Origin of the sequence: Streptomyces sp. NPDC001922 (genome assembly GCF_042891165.1) — a bacterium.
Classification (GTDB): domain Bacteria; phylum Actinomycetota; class Actinomycetes; order Streptomycetales; family Streptomycetaceae; genus Streptomyces.
The window spans coordinates 351,589-364,925 of sequence record NZ_JBIASV010000006.1 but is presented as its reverse complement, the minus strand read 5'-3'; the positions used below and the strand labels follow the sequence as shown (position 1 = coordinate 364,925).

The 13,337-nt window shown below is 74.1% G+C and carries 11 protein-coding genes; 2 read left to right on the top strand and 9 right to left on the bottom strand.

Features of this window, described 5'->3' with window-relative positions; all coding sequences use genetic code 11:
• Window positions 1-82: 82 nt before the first annotated feature.
• Window positions 83-745, bottom strand: a complete 663-nt coding sequence (gene nucS / locus ACFYYR_RS13445) for an endonuclease NucS (RefSeq protein WP_388851143.1) — start codon at window positions 743-745, stop codon at window positions 83-85.
• A 212-nt stretch (window positions 746-957) separates the two neighbouring features.
• On the opposite strand from nucS, the gene ACFYYR_RS13440 reads away from it, so the two are divergent.
• Complete coding sequence (locus ACFYYR_RS13440; protein WP_388851140.1) at window positions 958-1,350, top strand: SCO5389 family protein; 393 nt, start codon at window positions 958-960, stop codon at window positions 1,348-1,350.
• A gap of 102 nt (window positions 1,351-1,452) precedes the next feature.
• On the opposite strand, the gene ACFYYR_RS13435 is transcribed toward ACFYYR_RS13440, so the two are convergent.
• Window positions 1,453-2,481, bottom strand: a complete 1,029-nt coding sequence (locus tag ACFYYR_RS13435) for an LLM class flavin-dependent oxidoreductase (protein ID WP_388851137.1) — start codon at window positions 2,479-2,481, stop codon at window positions 1,453-1,455.
• Window positions 2,482-2,684: 203 nt separating this feature from the next.
• On the opposite strand from ACFYYR_RS13435, the gene ACFYYR_RS13430 reads away from it, so the two are divergent.
• Window positions 2,685-3,032: an ATP/GTP-binding protein gene (locus ACFYYR_RS13430; RefSeq protein WP_388851134.1), complete on the top strand. Its 348-nt coding sequence runs from the start codon at window positions 2,685-2,687 to the stop codon at window positions 3,030-3,032.
• A 41-nt stretch (window positions 3,033-3,073) separates the two neighbouring features.
• Here ACFYYR_RS13430 and ACFYYR_RS13425 read toward each other — a convergent pair whose 3' ends face one another.
• The 7 genes from ACFYYR_RS13425 to scy all read right to left on the bottom strand — a co-directional run bounded on the left by ACFYYR_RS13425 (window position 3,074) and on the right by scy (window position 13,247).
• Complete coding sequence (locus ACFYYR_RS13425; RefSeq protein ID WP_388851131.1) at window positions 3,074-4,066, bottom strand: ABC transporter permease; 993 nt, start codon at window positions 4,064-4,066, stop codon at window positions 3,074-3,076.
• The gene (locus tag ACFYYR_RS13420) at window positions 4,063-5,325 is read right to left on the bottom strand and encodes an ABC transporter ATP-binding protein (RefSeq protein ID WP_388851128.1); all 1,263 of its coding nucleotides are present in this window, start codon (window positions 5,323-5,325) and stop codon (window positions 4,063-4,065) included. Before ACFYYR_RS13420 ends, ACFYYR_RS13425 begins: the two co-directional genes overlap by 4 nt.
• A gap of 193 nt (window positions 5,326-5,518) precedes the next feature.
• Window positions 5,519-6,430, bottom strand: a complete 912-nt coding sequence (locus ACFYYR_RS13415) for a hypothetical protein (RefSeq protein WP_388851125.1) — start codon at window positions 6,428-6,430, stop codon at window positions 5,519-5,521.
• A 64-nt stretch (window positions 6,431-6,494) separates the two neighbouring features.
• On the bottom strand, window positions 6,495-7,265 hold the full coding sequence (locus ACFYYR_RS13410; protein ID WP_388851121.1) for an ABC transporter permease: 771 nt from the start codon (window positions 7,263-7,265) through the stop codon (window positions 6,495-6,497).
• A 3-nt stretch (window positions 7,266-7,268) separates the two neighbouring features.
• The gene (locus ACFYYR_RS13405) at window positions 7,269-8,297 is read right to left on the bottom strand and encodes an ATP-binding cassette domain-containing protein (RefSeq protein ID WP_388851118.1); all 1,029 of its coding nucleotides are present in this window, start codon (window positions 8,295-8,297) and stop codon (window positions 7,269-7,271) included.
• A 98-nt stretch (window positions 8,298-8,395) separates the two neighbouring features.
• Window positions 8,396-9,331: a cellulose-binding protein gene (locus ACFYYR_RS13400; protein WP_388851114.1), complete on the bottom strand. Its 936-nt coding sequence runs from the start codon at window positions 9,329-9,331 to the stop codon at window positions 8,396-8,398.
• A 115-nt stretch (window positions 9,332-9,446) separates the two neighbouring features.
• Entirely contained in the window at window positions 9,447-13,247 is a 3,801-nt protein-coding gene (gene scy, locus ACFYYR_RS13395; protein WP_388851403.1) for a polarized growth protein Scy, read from the bottom strand.
• Window positions 13,248-13,337: the final 90 nt, after the last annotated feature.

Below are 13,337 nucleotides of genomic sequence, written 5' to 3'. Positions count from 1 at the left end.
GGGCACCGGCGGTATGCGTGAAACGGCGGGCCGTCCCGCCGGGAGGGCCCGGCCGCTCGGGGGCTCCGGCCGGGCCGACGGCTCAGAAGAGCCGGAGCTTGTCGTCCTCGATGCCGCGCATCCCGTCGTAGTCGAGCACCACACAGCCGATGCCGCGGTCGGCGGCCAGCACCCGCGCCTGCGGCTTGATCTCCTGGGCGGCGAAGACACCCTTCACCGGGGCCAGATGCGGGTCGCGGTTGAGGAGTTCGAGATAGCGGGTGAGCTGCTCCACCCCGTCGATCTCACCCCGCCGTTTGATCTCCACGGCCACCGTGGTGCCGTCCGCGTCCCGGCACAGAATGTCGACCGGCCCGATCGCTGTGGGGTATTCACGCCGAATCAGCGAATAGCCCTCACCGAGGGTTTCGATCCGGTCCGCGAGCAGTTCCTGGAGGTGCGCCTCCACGCCGTCCTTGATCAGACCGGGGTCGACGCCCAGTTCGTGCGAGGAGTCGTGCAGCACCTCCTCCATGGTGATGATGAGCTTCTCGCCCGCCTTGTTCACCACGGTCCACACCTGGTCGTCGCCCTCTTTGAGGGTGCACGGCGGGGACATCCAGTTGAGGGGTTTGTAGGCCCGGTCGTCCGCGTGGATCGACACACTTCCATCGGCCTTCACAAGGATCAGCCGGGGTGCCGAGGGGAGGTGGGCGGTGAGCCGGCCCGCGTAGTCGACGGAGCAGCGGGCAATGACGAGACGCATGGTCGGCCACGCTACTCGACCGGGCCGGGTCCACGCGATTCGCCCTGGATGGACCCCTTCGGTGATGGCCGGTTGTGTGCCCATTCTCCTGGTGCCGGGGCGGTGCTGGACATACCTTTGACGCGGGAAGTCGCCGAATGGGCACGCTGCGTCGCGAACTCCCGTCCCTGCCCGTAAGACCCCGGGACCCGGGGTCGCGAGAGGAGAACCCCATGTCGCTCGACGTCTCACCGGCCCTGCTCGAGAAGGCCGAGCGAGGCGAGGTCGACGAAGCGGAATTCGTCGACTGCGTCCGGACCTCCCTGCCTTACGCCTGGGAGCTGATCAGCTCTCTGGTGGCCCAGCTCAAGGTGGACGGCGGCGAGTTCGCCGACAACCAGGTGCCCCCGCCGGACGAGCAGGCGCGCGGCCAGCTCCTCCGGGCGCTGGCGAGCGATGCGATACGCGGCGCGCTGCAGCGGCACTTCGGTGTGCGGCTGGCGTTCCAGAACTGTCACCGTGTGGCGGTCTTCCCGGTCGACCCGTCGGCGGACGAGCGACTGGCCCGGTTCACCTCCGTACGCGGGCAGCTCCTCAACCAGTCGCCCACCCTCCGGGACTGCTGACGGCGGCACCGCTCCGCGTACCGGGGAGGTGCATCGGGCAGGGACGGCAGCACCCGGCTGCCGGCGCCTGCGCGATGCACGGACCGGCGGGCCGCCGCTGCCTCAGCGCAGCATCGGCAGCACCTCACCGCCCAGCCGGCGCACATTCTCCTCGGTCGCGGCGAGGTCACCCGTGCCCTCGACCATCAGGGCGAACCGGCTGACCCCGGTGCTCTCCGCCGTGGCCGCCAGGCGGTCGGCGCAGAGCCTCGGGGGCCCCACCGGGTGGAGCCCGCACAGCAGCTCGGTGTAGGCGTGCGGATCGCGCATCCGGCGCGCCCGGCCGTCGACCGTGACATGGGCGCCCAGCCCCTGCTGCAGCCAGCCGGGCATCGCCTTGGCCAGCGCCTCGGACGCCTGCGCCCGGGAGTCCGCGATCTGCAGCACGCCCGCCGACACATGCCCGGCGGCCGCCACCTCCTCGGGGGAACGCCCGGCCGCCAGCGCCGTCCGGCGCCAGAGCGCGACCGCCTCGGCCTTCTCCTCGTCACCGCAGTGCATGCCCAGCAGCATCGGCAGCCCGCGCTCGGCGGCCAGCCGGACGCTCGCGGGGGAGGTGCAGGCGACCACCACCGGCGGGCCCTCGGGGGCTTCCAGCAGTTCGTCCGCCCGCGGTACGACGGGCACTTCGCGGAAGGAGTACCGCTCGCCGTCCGCCCCGACGCGCGGCTCCCGCAGCCAGCGCAGCAGCAGATCGAGGGATTCCGGGAACCCCGTCTCGTACGCCGGCAGGCCGGAGCCGAACACCTCCAGATCGATCCAGGGCCCGCCCCGGCCCACGCCCAGGGTGAACCGGCCGCCGGACGTCAGATGCAGCAGGGCCGCCTGCTCGCCCAGGGTCACCGGATGGCTGGTGGGCAGCACGCTGACCGCGGTGCCGACCCCGATCCGCCGGGTCCGGCCGAGCAGCAGCGCGGCCAGCGTGACCGCCGACGGGCAGACGCCGTACGGCACGAAGTGGTGCTCGGCGAGCCAGACCGCGTCGAGCCCCGCCTCCTCGGCGGCCTCGGCCGTCCGCACCGCGCGGTGCAGTGCCTCCCCCTGCCCCTGGCCCGGGAACTGGGCGGCCAGTGCAAACGTTCCTACGCGCATCGCCTTCTGCCTCCTTGCGGCCGACGCGGCTCTCCCCCCTGGTGGCATTAACGGCTGACACGTGCCAAAGGCACGGCCCGGAAAGAAGTTTTGCGGATTATCGGGGTGATCACGGGGCGGTCTCCGGGGTGCCTGCCGTCCCCGGTCCGCCGCGTACGCTGGGGCACGGCTCAGCAGACCCCGGAATGCTCGCGAGGTGCCCCGTGTCTCCGCGTCGAAACCGCCCCCGCGGCGGTGACCGCCCCACTCCGCACACCGACGGGGACCGCTCCGGCCCCCAGCGCCCGCTCCCCGGCCTCGCGGGCTGGGGCAGCACGGAGAGCTGGCAGGGCGAGGACTGGGTGGTGCGCCCGGTGGGCGGCGCGGCGGCGGCCAAGCACTACCGCTGCCCGGGGTGCGACCAGGAGATCCCGCTGGGTGTTCCGCATGTGGTGGCCTGGGCCCAGGCCCGGCCGGTCGACGACCGGCGGCACTGGCACCGGGCGTGCTGGAACGCACGGGACCGCCGCACCACGCGGGTGCAGCGGTCCCGTCAGGCTCCGCGGTACTGAACGACGTCCCCGGTGGCCCGGGGCTCAGCCGCCCGACCGGATCAGACGTCGCGCTGGTGCAGCATCGCGAACGCGCCGGCCAGCGCGGCCGCCGTGACGCCCGCGAGGATCCAGAGCAGGTCCCAGCCGGTGCCGTCGCCTCCGCCGCCCATCGGCATGCGGTAGAGCGAGGCGAGACCGTTCAGCGGGGAGTACTCGATCAGCTTCTCCCGCACGGTCTGCAGGCTCTCGGTGGCCATGAACAGGGCGAGCAGCAGCGGCAGCAGCACGACGCCGAGCATCGTGGTGATGGCGCCGGCCGAGTGCCGCAGCAGCGAGCCGACGGCGAGCGACAGCAGGCCGAGCAGCGCCACGTAGAGCCCTGCTCCGACGGTGGCGCCCAGCCACTCGCCGCTGGTGGCGATCACCACGCCGTCCACCACCGACCCCTTGGGGAGGGCGGCGAACTCGGACGGCTCCCGGCCGCCGAGCATGGACGACTGGATGAGCGCGGTCAGCCCGGTGGCCACCGTCGTCATGACGAAGGAGAGCAGGAAGAAGACCGTCGCCTTGGCCGCCAGCACCCGGCCGCGCGAGGGGCAGGCGGTCATGGTCGTACGGATCATGCCGGTGCCGAACTCGGAGGTCACCACCAGCACGCCGAGGGTGATGATGCAGATCTGGCCGAGCATCAGACCGAAGAAGCCGCCCGCGAGGAGCGGGGTCTGGGCCTGTTCCGAGGAGCCGAGCCCGGCCGCGGTCAGCGCTCCGACGCCCACCACGATCAGGAACATGATGCCGAGCGTCCACATGGTGGATCGCACGGTCCGGATCTTGGTCCACTCCGAGGCCAGTGCATGGAAGAAGTGGGTGCCGCGCACCGGAATCGGCGAGGCGTAGCCCCCGGGCGCCCCGGCGGCGAACTGCGGAGCCGGCGGCTGACCGGCGGGCCCCTGGTGCGGGGCGGGAGCGTGGCCCTGCCACCCCGGGGGCGGCACCGGTCCGCCCGGTCCGTCCGCCGGCGCCGTGCCCTGCTGCTGGTACGGGGTGCTCATCGGCCGTCCTCGCTGTCACGCTTCGTCATGTCGGGGGCGCCGGCCGGCGCCTGCGGCGCCGCCGGGGGAGCGGTGGGGGCGGGCTGCGCGGCCGGCTGCGGCTGCGCGTACGGGTTCGGCTGTCCGGGGGCGGCGCCGTACGGGCCCGGCTGCGGCGGCGCGAAGCCGCCGGGCGGCGGGGCGTAGCCGCCGGCCGGCACCGGACCGCCCGGTCCCGGCTGTCCCGGGGGCGCGTAGCCCGGCGCGGGCTGTCCCGGCGGGGCGTACCCGGGGCCGGCCTGACCCGGTATTCCGGCCTGACCCGGCACTCCGGGCTGCCCCGGGACTCCGGCCGGCTGGTCGAGGGTGGAGCGGTAGTCCACGGCGCCCTGCGTCATCTGCATGTACGCCTCCTCCAGCGACGCCTGGTGCGGCGACAGCTCCCACAGCCGGACGTCCGCCTCGTGGGCCAGGTCGCTGATCCGCGGCAGCGGAATCCCGCTCACCCGCAGCGCGCCGTCCGGCTCCGGCTGGATCTGGCCGCCCGCCTCGCCGAGCGCCGCCGTCAGCTTCTCCCGCTGCGCCTGGTCGCCCTCGGGGGTGCGGACCCGGGCGAAGTCGGCCGAGTTGGCCGAGATGAAGTCCTTCACGCTCATGTCGGCGAGCAGCTGGCCGCGCCCGATCACGATCAGGTGCTCGGCGGTGAGGGCCATCTCGCTCATCAGGTGGCTGGAGACGAAGACCGTCCGGCCCTCGGCCGCCAGCTTCTTCATCAGGTTGCGCACCCAGAGGATGCCCTCCGGGTCGAGGCCGTTGACCGGCTCGTCGAAGAGCAGCACCTGCGGGTCGCCGAGCAGCGCCGCGGCGATGCCGAGCCGCTGGCCCATGCCCAGGGAGAACCCCTTGGACCGCTTCTTCGCCACCTCGTGCAGGCCGACCAGGCCCAGCACCTCGTCCACCCGGGAGGCCGGGATGCCCGACAGCTGCGCCAGGCACAGCAGATGGCTGCGGGCGCTGCGGCCGCCGTGCACGGCCTTGGCGTCGAGCAGCGCGCCCACCTGGCGCGGGGCGTTCGGCAGCTTGCGGTAGGGATGCCCGCCGATCGTCACCTGGCCGCTCGTCGGCCGGTCCAGCCCCAGGATCATGCGCATGGTGGTGGACTTGCCGGATCCGTTCGGCCCCAGGAAGCCGGTCACCGTCCCCGGCCGTACCTGGAACGACAGGTTGTACACGGCCGTCTTGGCGCCGTAGCGCTTCGTCAGGCCGACTGCCTCGATCATTATCCGCCCCTCGCCGGATGGGTCGGGGACACGAACGTCTGCAGAGAGCCCCCGTAAGAGTTAGGAGGATAACGACAGCTTGACGGTTCCCGTCCAATCGCGCGGAGCGCCGGACGGGCCCGGACCGAGGCCGCCCGCCCACGGTCCGCGGTGGGGTCCGAACGTTCCTCCGCCGCGCGGAAACCCCTGGTGATCAGCCGGGCAGCGGCTCGTCGAGCGGCGGCAGATCGTCGTAGAGCGGCAGGTCGTCGTGGAGCGGCAGCCCGGCGCTCCGGGCCGGGTACGGGCCGAAGTCGGCCGGCGGCAGCAGCAGGCCCTCCTCGGCGAAGAGCCGGGTGGCCCGCCGGCGCAGCTCCGGATCGGCGCCCGCCCGGCGCACCCAGCTGAGCGCATCGGGCCCCAGCAGCGCCGTCAGCCGGGGCGAGGCGGCGAGCAGCGCGGTGAGCAGCGCGGCCTGGTCCTCCGTGCCGGGGCGCGGCCCCCCGTCCGGGCCGGCGAGCACACCGTGCCGGCTGACGTACAGTCCGGCGGCGGCCGGCCGTTCCCCCGACGGCAGGGTCATCGCGAAGCGGTCGCCGGGCAGCGTCACCCGCCGGTAGTTCGCGGCCTCCGACGCGTCCACCGCGGCCAGCTGCTCCGGGTCCAGCCAGCTCAGCACGGCGACGGCCGCGGCGTCCGCGGCGACCGCCGTCCCGGACGGGTACGGGGCCCGGGCCACGTAGCCGGGGCGGCTGACGTGCCCGGAGCAGCCCACGGCGACCCCCGTCACCCGGACCGGCACCAGCGGCACGACCGCGGACACCCCGCGGCCGGTGAGCTTGTGGACGAGCTGCGCGGGGGAGGCGTTGGAGCCGACCGCGATCACCGGATGCCGCCGGCCGGTGCCGGGCCGGCCCAGCGCGGCCAGCACGTCGTCGAGCGGGCGCCCCGGGCCGCCGGTGCCCGTCACCGGCCAGGCGCCCGGGCGCCGCCGCCGGACGGCGAGCGGCAGCAACTCCGCCCCGGTGAGCAGGTACGGCCCGGTGACCGGCCGGCCGGGGTAGCTCAGCGGCCGCTCGGCCGGGACCTCGGCGAACCCCAGGGCCGCCAGACGCCGGTCCGCCACGCGGTGCCCCTCTCCCCGCGCGGGGTCCGGGGCAACGGAGGCGCCCCGGCCGCGCGGACGCGTCTCAGGCGTCGCGGCTGCGGATCACCAGACAGCCGCCGACCAGCGCCGCCGCGACCCAGGCGACCATGATGGCCAGCCCGCCCCACGGTCCGTACGGCGGACTGTCGTCCAGCGGGGGAACCACCTGCATGACGGCGTTCCCGGCCTGGTCCGGGAGGTACTGGCCGATCTCGCGGGTGGCGTCCACATTGCCCAGGATGTTCGAGACCAGGAAGAAGAACGGCATCAGGATGCCGAGCGAGAGCAGCGGGCTGCGCAGCACGGCCGCGATCCCCATCGAGAACATCGCGATGAGCCCCATGTAGAGCCCGCCGCCGAACACCGCCCGCAGCACCCCGGGGTCGCCGAGCGCGGCCCGGTGCTCGCCCAACAGGGTCTGGCCGAGGGCGAAGGCGCCGAAGCTGGTCACCATGCCCACGGCGAGCGCGAGGGCCGAGGCCACGGCGACCTTGGAGAGCAGAAAGGTGCCGCGCCGGGGCACGGCGGCCAGCGAGGTGCGGATCATGCCGCTGCTGTACTCGGCGGAGACCACCAGCACCCCGAAGACGATCATCGCGAGCTGGCCGATGCCCATGCCCGCGAAGCTGAGGAACGTCGGGTCGAAGGTGAGCTGTTCCTCCGCCGACAGATCACCGAAGCTCGCGTTCGCCACGATGCTGATCAGCGCGCCCAGGGCCAGCGTCACCACGAAGGCCAGGCTCAGCGTCCACACCGTGGACCGTACCGACCGGAGCTTGGTCCACTCCGACCGGAGCACCTGCGACACCGCCATCGCTCAGCCTCTCTTCCGTCCGTCACGGCCCGCCCCGCGCCAGTCGGCGCCCCACGCGGCCCGCTGCCCGACGGGCACCCGCGGCCCGGCCTCCCCGGTCCCGGCCGCCGGGCCCGTCACCTCGCCGTCGCCGTGCGCGTGGTACTCCACCGACCCCGCGGTCAGCCGCATGAACGCCTCCTCCAGGGAGGCGTGCTGCGGACTCAGCTCGTGCAGCACCAGCCCGTTGCGGGCCGCCAGCTCGCCCACCGCGGCGGCGTCCGTGCCGTCCACCTCCAGCGCCCCGTCCACCCCGGCCGCCGGGGTCAGCCCGGCCGTGTGGAGCACGTCCCGCAGCCGTTCCGGTTCGGGGCTCCGCAGCCGGACGAACGAGCGGGAGTGCTCGGTGATGAAGTCCGCCATGGAGGTGTCGGCGAGCAGCCGGCCCTGGCCGATGACGACCAGATGGTCGGCGGTGAGGGCCATCTCGCTCATCAGATGGCTGGAGACGAAGACCGTCCGGCCCTCCGCCGCCAGCCGCTTCATCACATTCCGGATCCAGTGGATGCCTTCGGGGTCGAGCCCGTTGACCGGCTCGTCGAACATCAGGATCCGCGGGTCCCCGAGCAGCGCCCCCGCGATGCCCAGCCGCTGGCCCATCCCGAGCGAGAAGCCCTTGGCGCGCTTCCGGGCCACCGACGCCAGACCCACGGTGTCGAGCACCTCGTCGACCCGGCGGGGCGGAATCCCGTTGCTCTGCGCCAGTGCCAGCAGATGGTGGTACGCGCTGCGGCCGCCGTGCACCGCCCCCGCGTCGAGCAGGGCGCCGATGTCCGTCAGCGGGTCACGCAGCTCCGCATAGCGCCGGCCGTCGATCCGGACGTCGCCGGCGGTGGGGTGATCCAGACCGAGCACCATCCGCATGGTGGTCGACTTGCCGGAGCCGTTCGGCCCCAGAAAGCCGGTGACGACCCCCGGCCGCACCGTGACGGTCAGCCGGTCGACGGCCAGCGTGTCGCCGTACCGTTTCGTCAGCCCTTCGAGCTCGATCATTTCCACACGCTAGGCACAGCACGGCGCCCTCCGCCACCGGAGAGGGGCGGAGGGCGCCGCACACGGACCTCGCCGGACCGGGGGCCCGGCGCAGGGCTTCAGCGGGTCTGCTGGGCGGGGACCCCGTGCGTGACGGTCTCCTCGTCGGGGCTGCCGGCCGCGGCGACCGCCGCACCGGTCAGCGTCGCCAGCATCTCGCGGACGTTGGTCAGCTGCGCGTTGATGCTGTCGCGGCGGTTGGTGAGCGCCGCCAGCTCCCGCTCCGACTCGCTGCGGACCCGGTCGGCCTTCGCGTTGGCGTCCGCCACGATGTCCTCGGCCTGGCGCTGCGCGGTCTCGACCGTCTGGCGGGCCCGGCGCTCCGCGTCCGTCCGCAGCTTCTCCGCCTCCAGGCGCAGCTGCTCGGCCCGGTGCTCGATCTCGGCGAGACGCTTCTCCGCCTTGGCCTGACGGGACGCCAGGTCGCGCTCGGACTGCTCGCGGCGCTTGGCGAGGTTGGTCTCGAAGTCGGCCGCCGCCTGAGCGGCCTTGGCCCGGGTCTCCTCGAAGAGGGTGTCCGCCTCCTCGCGCTTGGACTGCGCGTCCTTCTGCGCCTCGGCCCGCAGGGACGCCGCCTCGCCCTTCGCCTTCTCGACGATCCGGGCGCCGTCGTCCTCGGCCTTCGCCTTCCGCTCGGCCGCGAACGTCTCGGCGTCGTTGCGCACCTGCTGCGCGGAGGACTCCGCCAGCTCCCGGTGCTGCTCGGCGGCCCGACGGGCCTCCTCGCGCAGGTCCTTCGCCTCTTCCTCGGCGAGCCGGAGGATCTTCTCCACCCGGGCGCCGAGACCGGCGTACGACGGTTCCGCGTCGTTGACCTGGGCCTGGGCATTCTGCGTCTCGAGATGCAACTCCTCGATGCGCTTTTCCAGAGAGGTGATACGGGAGAGTGCACTGTCACGGTCGGCGACGAGCTTCGTGATGCGGTCGTCCACCTGCCCGCGGTCGTATCCACGCCGCACGAGCTCGAAGCCGAAGGGGGAGGAAGTGTCGCTCATGAGGTTCCTGTCGAAAGAGACCGGTGAGGTGATAGGTGGAATCCTAGGGGCGCAAGCGGCGTGTCATCGAGTCAACGCAGGTTTGATCTGGAGAATGACCCCTCTTTCGGGTGGCTCACCCCTCGGACTGCTTGCCACCCGAACGCGAAGCGCCCGCTCCGGCAGCCGCCTTGACGCCGTTCTCCTTGGTGCCGCCCGGTGTCTCAAATGATTCCAACGCCTCCAGCACGTCCTGGACACGGGAGATCTCCGCATTGATGTCCTCACGGCGCCGCACCAGCTTTTCGAGCTCGCGTTTCCCCTCGTCGAGCATCCGCTCGGCCTCCTCCGAGGCCTCGGTGCGCAGCTGGTCCGCCTCCCGGAGGATCGCCGCCTTCTTCTGCTCGGCCTCCTTGAGCAGCCCCTCGGCCTTCTTCACCGCGGCGATCCGGACCTTGCTCGCCTCGCTCGTCGCGTCCGAGACCATCGACTTGGCCTTCTCCTGGGCCTCCGCCAGCTGGTCGTCCGCCGCCTTCACGAGCTTGTCCACCCGCTCGCCCGCGGACTTCAGGGCCTCCGCCGACTCCCGGCGGGCCCGCTCGTGCAGCTCCTCCATCTCGGCCTCGACCCGGGTCCGCAGCTCCTCGGCGCGCTCCCGGATCGCGGTGGCGTCCCGGCGGGCCTCGCCGAGCAGGGTGTCGGCGTCCGTACGGGACTTCTCCACCCGGGAGTTGGCCTCGTTCGTCGCCTCCGCGACGAGCCGGTCCGCCTCCGTGCGGGCGGCGCCCACCATCGTGTCGGCCTGCTCCTCGGCGGCAGCGGCGGTGCGCACCGCCTCCTCCTGGGCCTTGGCCATGAGCTGGTCCGCCTGCTCGGCGGCCTCGCCGCGGCGCTTGCCCGCCGCCTGCCGGGCCTCGTCCAGCAGCCGGTCCGACTCCTCCTGGGCCTCCTGGCGCATCCGCTCGGCCGCCGCCTCGGCGTCGGCCTTGATCCGGTCGGCCTCCGCCCGGGTGACCTGCGCGTGCTCCTGCGCCGAACCGACCGTGGCGGCCGCCTCGTTGCGCAGGTTCTCCGCCTCGTTCGCGGCCTCCGTCATCAGACGGTCGGCCTGCTCCGCGGCCTCGCCGCGGCGCCGGTCCGCCTCCGCACGGGCCTCGTCCAGCGTGCGCGTGGCCTCCTGCTGGGCCGACTCCAGCCCCTGGGCGGCCTCGGTGCGCAGCCGCTGGGCCTCCTCGGTCGCCTCGCCGACCGTGCGCTCGGCCTCGGCCGTGGCCTCCGTGACGAGCCGGTCCGCCTGCTCGGCGGCCTCGGAGCGCTTCTGGTTGGCCTCCTCGCGGGCCGCCGACCGCAGCCGGTCGGACTCCTCGATCGCCTCCGAAACCGTCCGCTCCGCCAGCGACTTGGCGGCCTCCGCCTCGCCCTGCGCCTCGCGCCGGGTCCGCTGCGCGTCCTCGGACGCCCGCTCCCGCTCCGCGTAGGCGTCGGAACGGACCCGGTCGGCCTCCTCCTGCGCCTCCGTGCGGGTGCGCTCCGCCGCGTGCTCGGCCGCCGACCGCAGCCCGGCGATCTCCTCCTCGGCCTGCTCGTGCAGCCCCGCGACGGAGTCCCGCACCTGCTGCGCGGTCTGCTCGGCCGCGGACACCAGCTCCGCGGACCGCCGCTCCGCCTCCTCGACCAGACGCTGCGCCTCGGCCTGCGCCTCCTCGACCCGGTGACGGGCCGTCGCCAGCAGCTCCTCGCTCTGCTCGCGCGCCGCCGACCGCTCCTGGTGCGCCTCCTCGCGGGCGTCGCCCAGCATCGTCTCGGCCTCGCGCCGGCGGCGGGACGCCTCCTCCTGGGCGGCGGCCAGCGCCTCCGCGGCCTCGGCGCCGGTGCGTTCGGCCGCCGCGGCGGCCTCCGCCCGCATCCGGTCCGCGGTCTCCAGGGCCTGCGCCCGCAGCTCCTCGGCCTCGGCCGCGGCCTCGCTGCGCAGCCGGACGGCCAGCGCCTCGCCCTCGGCACGGGAATTGGAGGCGTCCGCGGCGGCCTCGGTGCGCAGCCGCTCCGCCTCGGTCTCGGCCTGCTGCTGGAGCGTCCGCTGCCGCTCGGCGGCCTCGGTGCGCAGCCGCTCGGTCTCCTCGGCGGCCTCCTTCCGCAGCCGCTCGGCCTCGGTACGGGCCTCCCGCAGCGCCTCCTCGGCCTCGGTGACCCGCTCCTCGGCCGCGGTGTGCAGCCGGGTCAGCTCCTCCTCGGCCTCGGCCCGCCGGTCGCGGGCGGCCTGCTCGGCCTCCTCGCGCAGCTGCCGCGCCTCCTCGGCCGCCTCCTCCGAGGTCTTCAGGGTCTGCGCCGCGGCCTCCGAGCGCAGCTCCTCGGCCTCGGCACGGGCCCGCTCCAGGGCGTCCTCGGCCTGCCGGCGCAGCGTCGTGGCGCGCTCGATCGCCTCGGTGCGCACCCGCTCGCTCTCGCTGCCGGCGCTGGTCCGGAGCTGCTCGGCGTCCTCCTTGGACTTGGCGAGCAGCCCCTCGGCGGTGCTGGCCGCCTCCTCGATCTGCTGGACCGCCTCGCGCCGGGCCTCGCTGCGGATCCGCTCGCCCTCGGCGACCGCCTCCGACCGGAGCTGCTCGGCCTCGCCGCGCAGCCGGCGGGCCTCCTCCTGCAGTTCGACGGCCTTGGCGCGGTACTCCTTGGTGTCGTCCTTCGCCGCGCCCTTGAGCTGCTCCGCGCTGTCGTGCGCCTCGGCGCGCAGCCGGTCGGCCTCGGCCTCCGCCTCGCGGCGGATCCGGTCGGCCTCCTCGGTCGCGGCCCGGGTGGTGTCCTTGGCGTCCTCCGACGCCTTGGTCAGCACCTCCTCCGCGCTGCGGGCCGCCTTGGCGAGCTGTGCCGCGGAGTCCTCGGCGGCGCTGGTGCGGGCGGTCTCCTGGGCCTCGGCGAGGACCCGCTCGGCGTCCGCCTGTGCGTCGGTGCGCAGTTGCTCGGCCTCGGCCTTGAGCGCCTCGGCCTCCTTGGTGGCCTCGCCCACCAGCCGGGCGATCTGCGCCTTGGCGGTCCGGGTGCGCTGCTCGTTCTCCGACTCGGCGGTGCTGAGCCGCTTCGCCGCGGCGGCGGACGCCTCCTCGCGGACCCGGTCGGCCTCGGCCCGCGCCTCGCGCAGCGCCTCCTCGGCCTCCTTCATCCGCTGCTCGGCGGTCCGGGTCAGCTCGGTCGCCTGGCGGCGCGCCTCGTCCGACTCGGTGGTGGTGGAGGTGCGCAGCTGCTCCGCGTGGTCGGTGGCCTCCTGGGCCTGCGTCGACGCGGCGTTGAGCAGCCGTTCGGCGTCGGTCCGCGCACGGCGCAGAATGCTCTCCGCCTCGCTGCGGGCCGCCTCGGACTCCGAGACCAGCCGCTCCCGGGCCTGCTCGGCCAGGCGGTGGGCCTCGGCCCGGGCGGCGGCCAGCGCCTGCTCGGACTCGGCCCGGGACTCCTCCATGAGCCGGCGGGCCTGGGCCTCGGTCCGGGCCCGCAGCTGCTCGGCCCAGGCGACGTTCTCGTTGACGTGCGACTCGACGGTCTGCCGGCGCTCGGCCAGCTCCTCGTCCAGCCGCTGCCGCCGGGCCACCGCCTCGGCGTGCAGCTCGGCCTCCAGCCGGGCCTGCCGCTCGGCCTGGTCCTGCAGCAGGTGCTGGGTCTGGGCCCGGGCCTCGCGCAGCTCGCGCTCGGCGTCCGCCCGCAGCTGGTCCGCCTGGATCTGGGCATTACGGAGCATCTGCTCCGCCTGATAACCGATGTCCCCGGTGTCGTAGGCAGGACGGGTCGCGAGGTTGCGGCGCGCCTCGTGCAGCTTGGCGCGCAACACCTCGACCTGGTAGCCGAGGTCGTCGGCGTGCTGGACGGCCTTCTCCCGCTCGGTCTTCAGCCGCTCCATCTCGGCCTCGAACTTCGAGAGGTGGTCGTCAGCCTCGTAGCGGTCGTAGCCCCGCACTGCGCGGTCCCATCCGTCCCCTGGTCGCGTCGACACCGGCGATCGTCCTGCCTTTCCAGGAGCCGGCCCGTTCTCCGATCTGCACTGTCC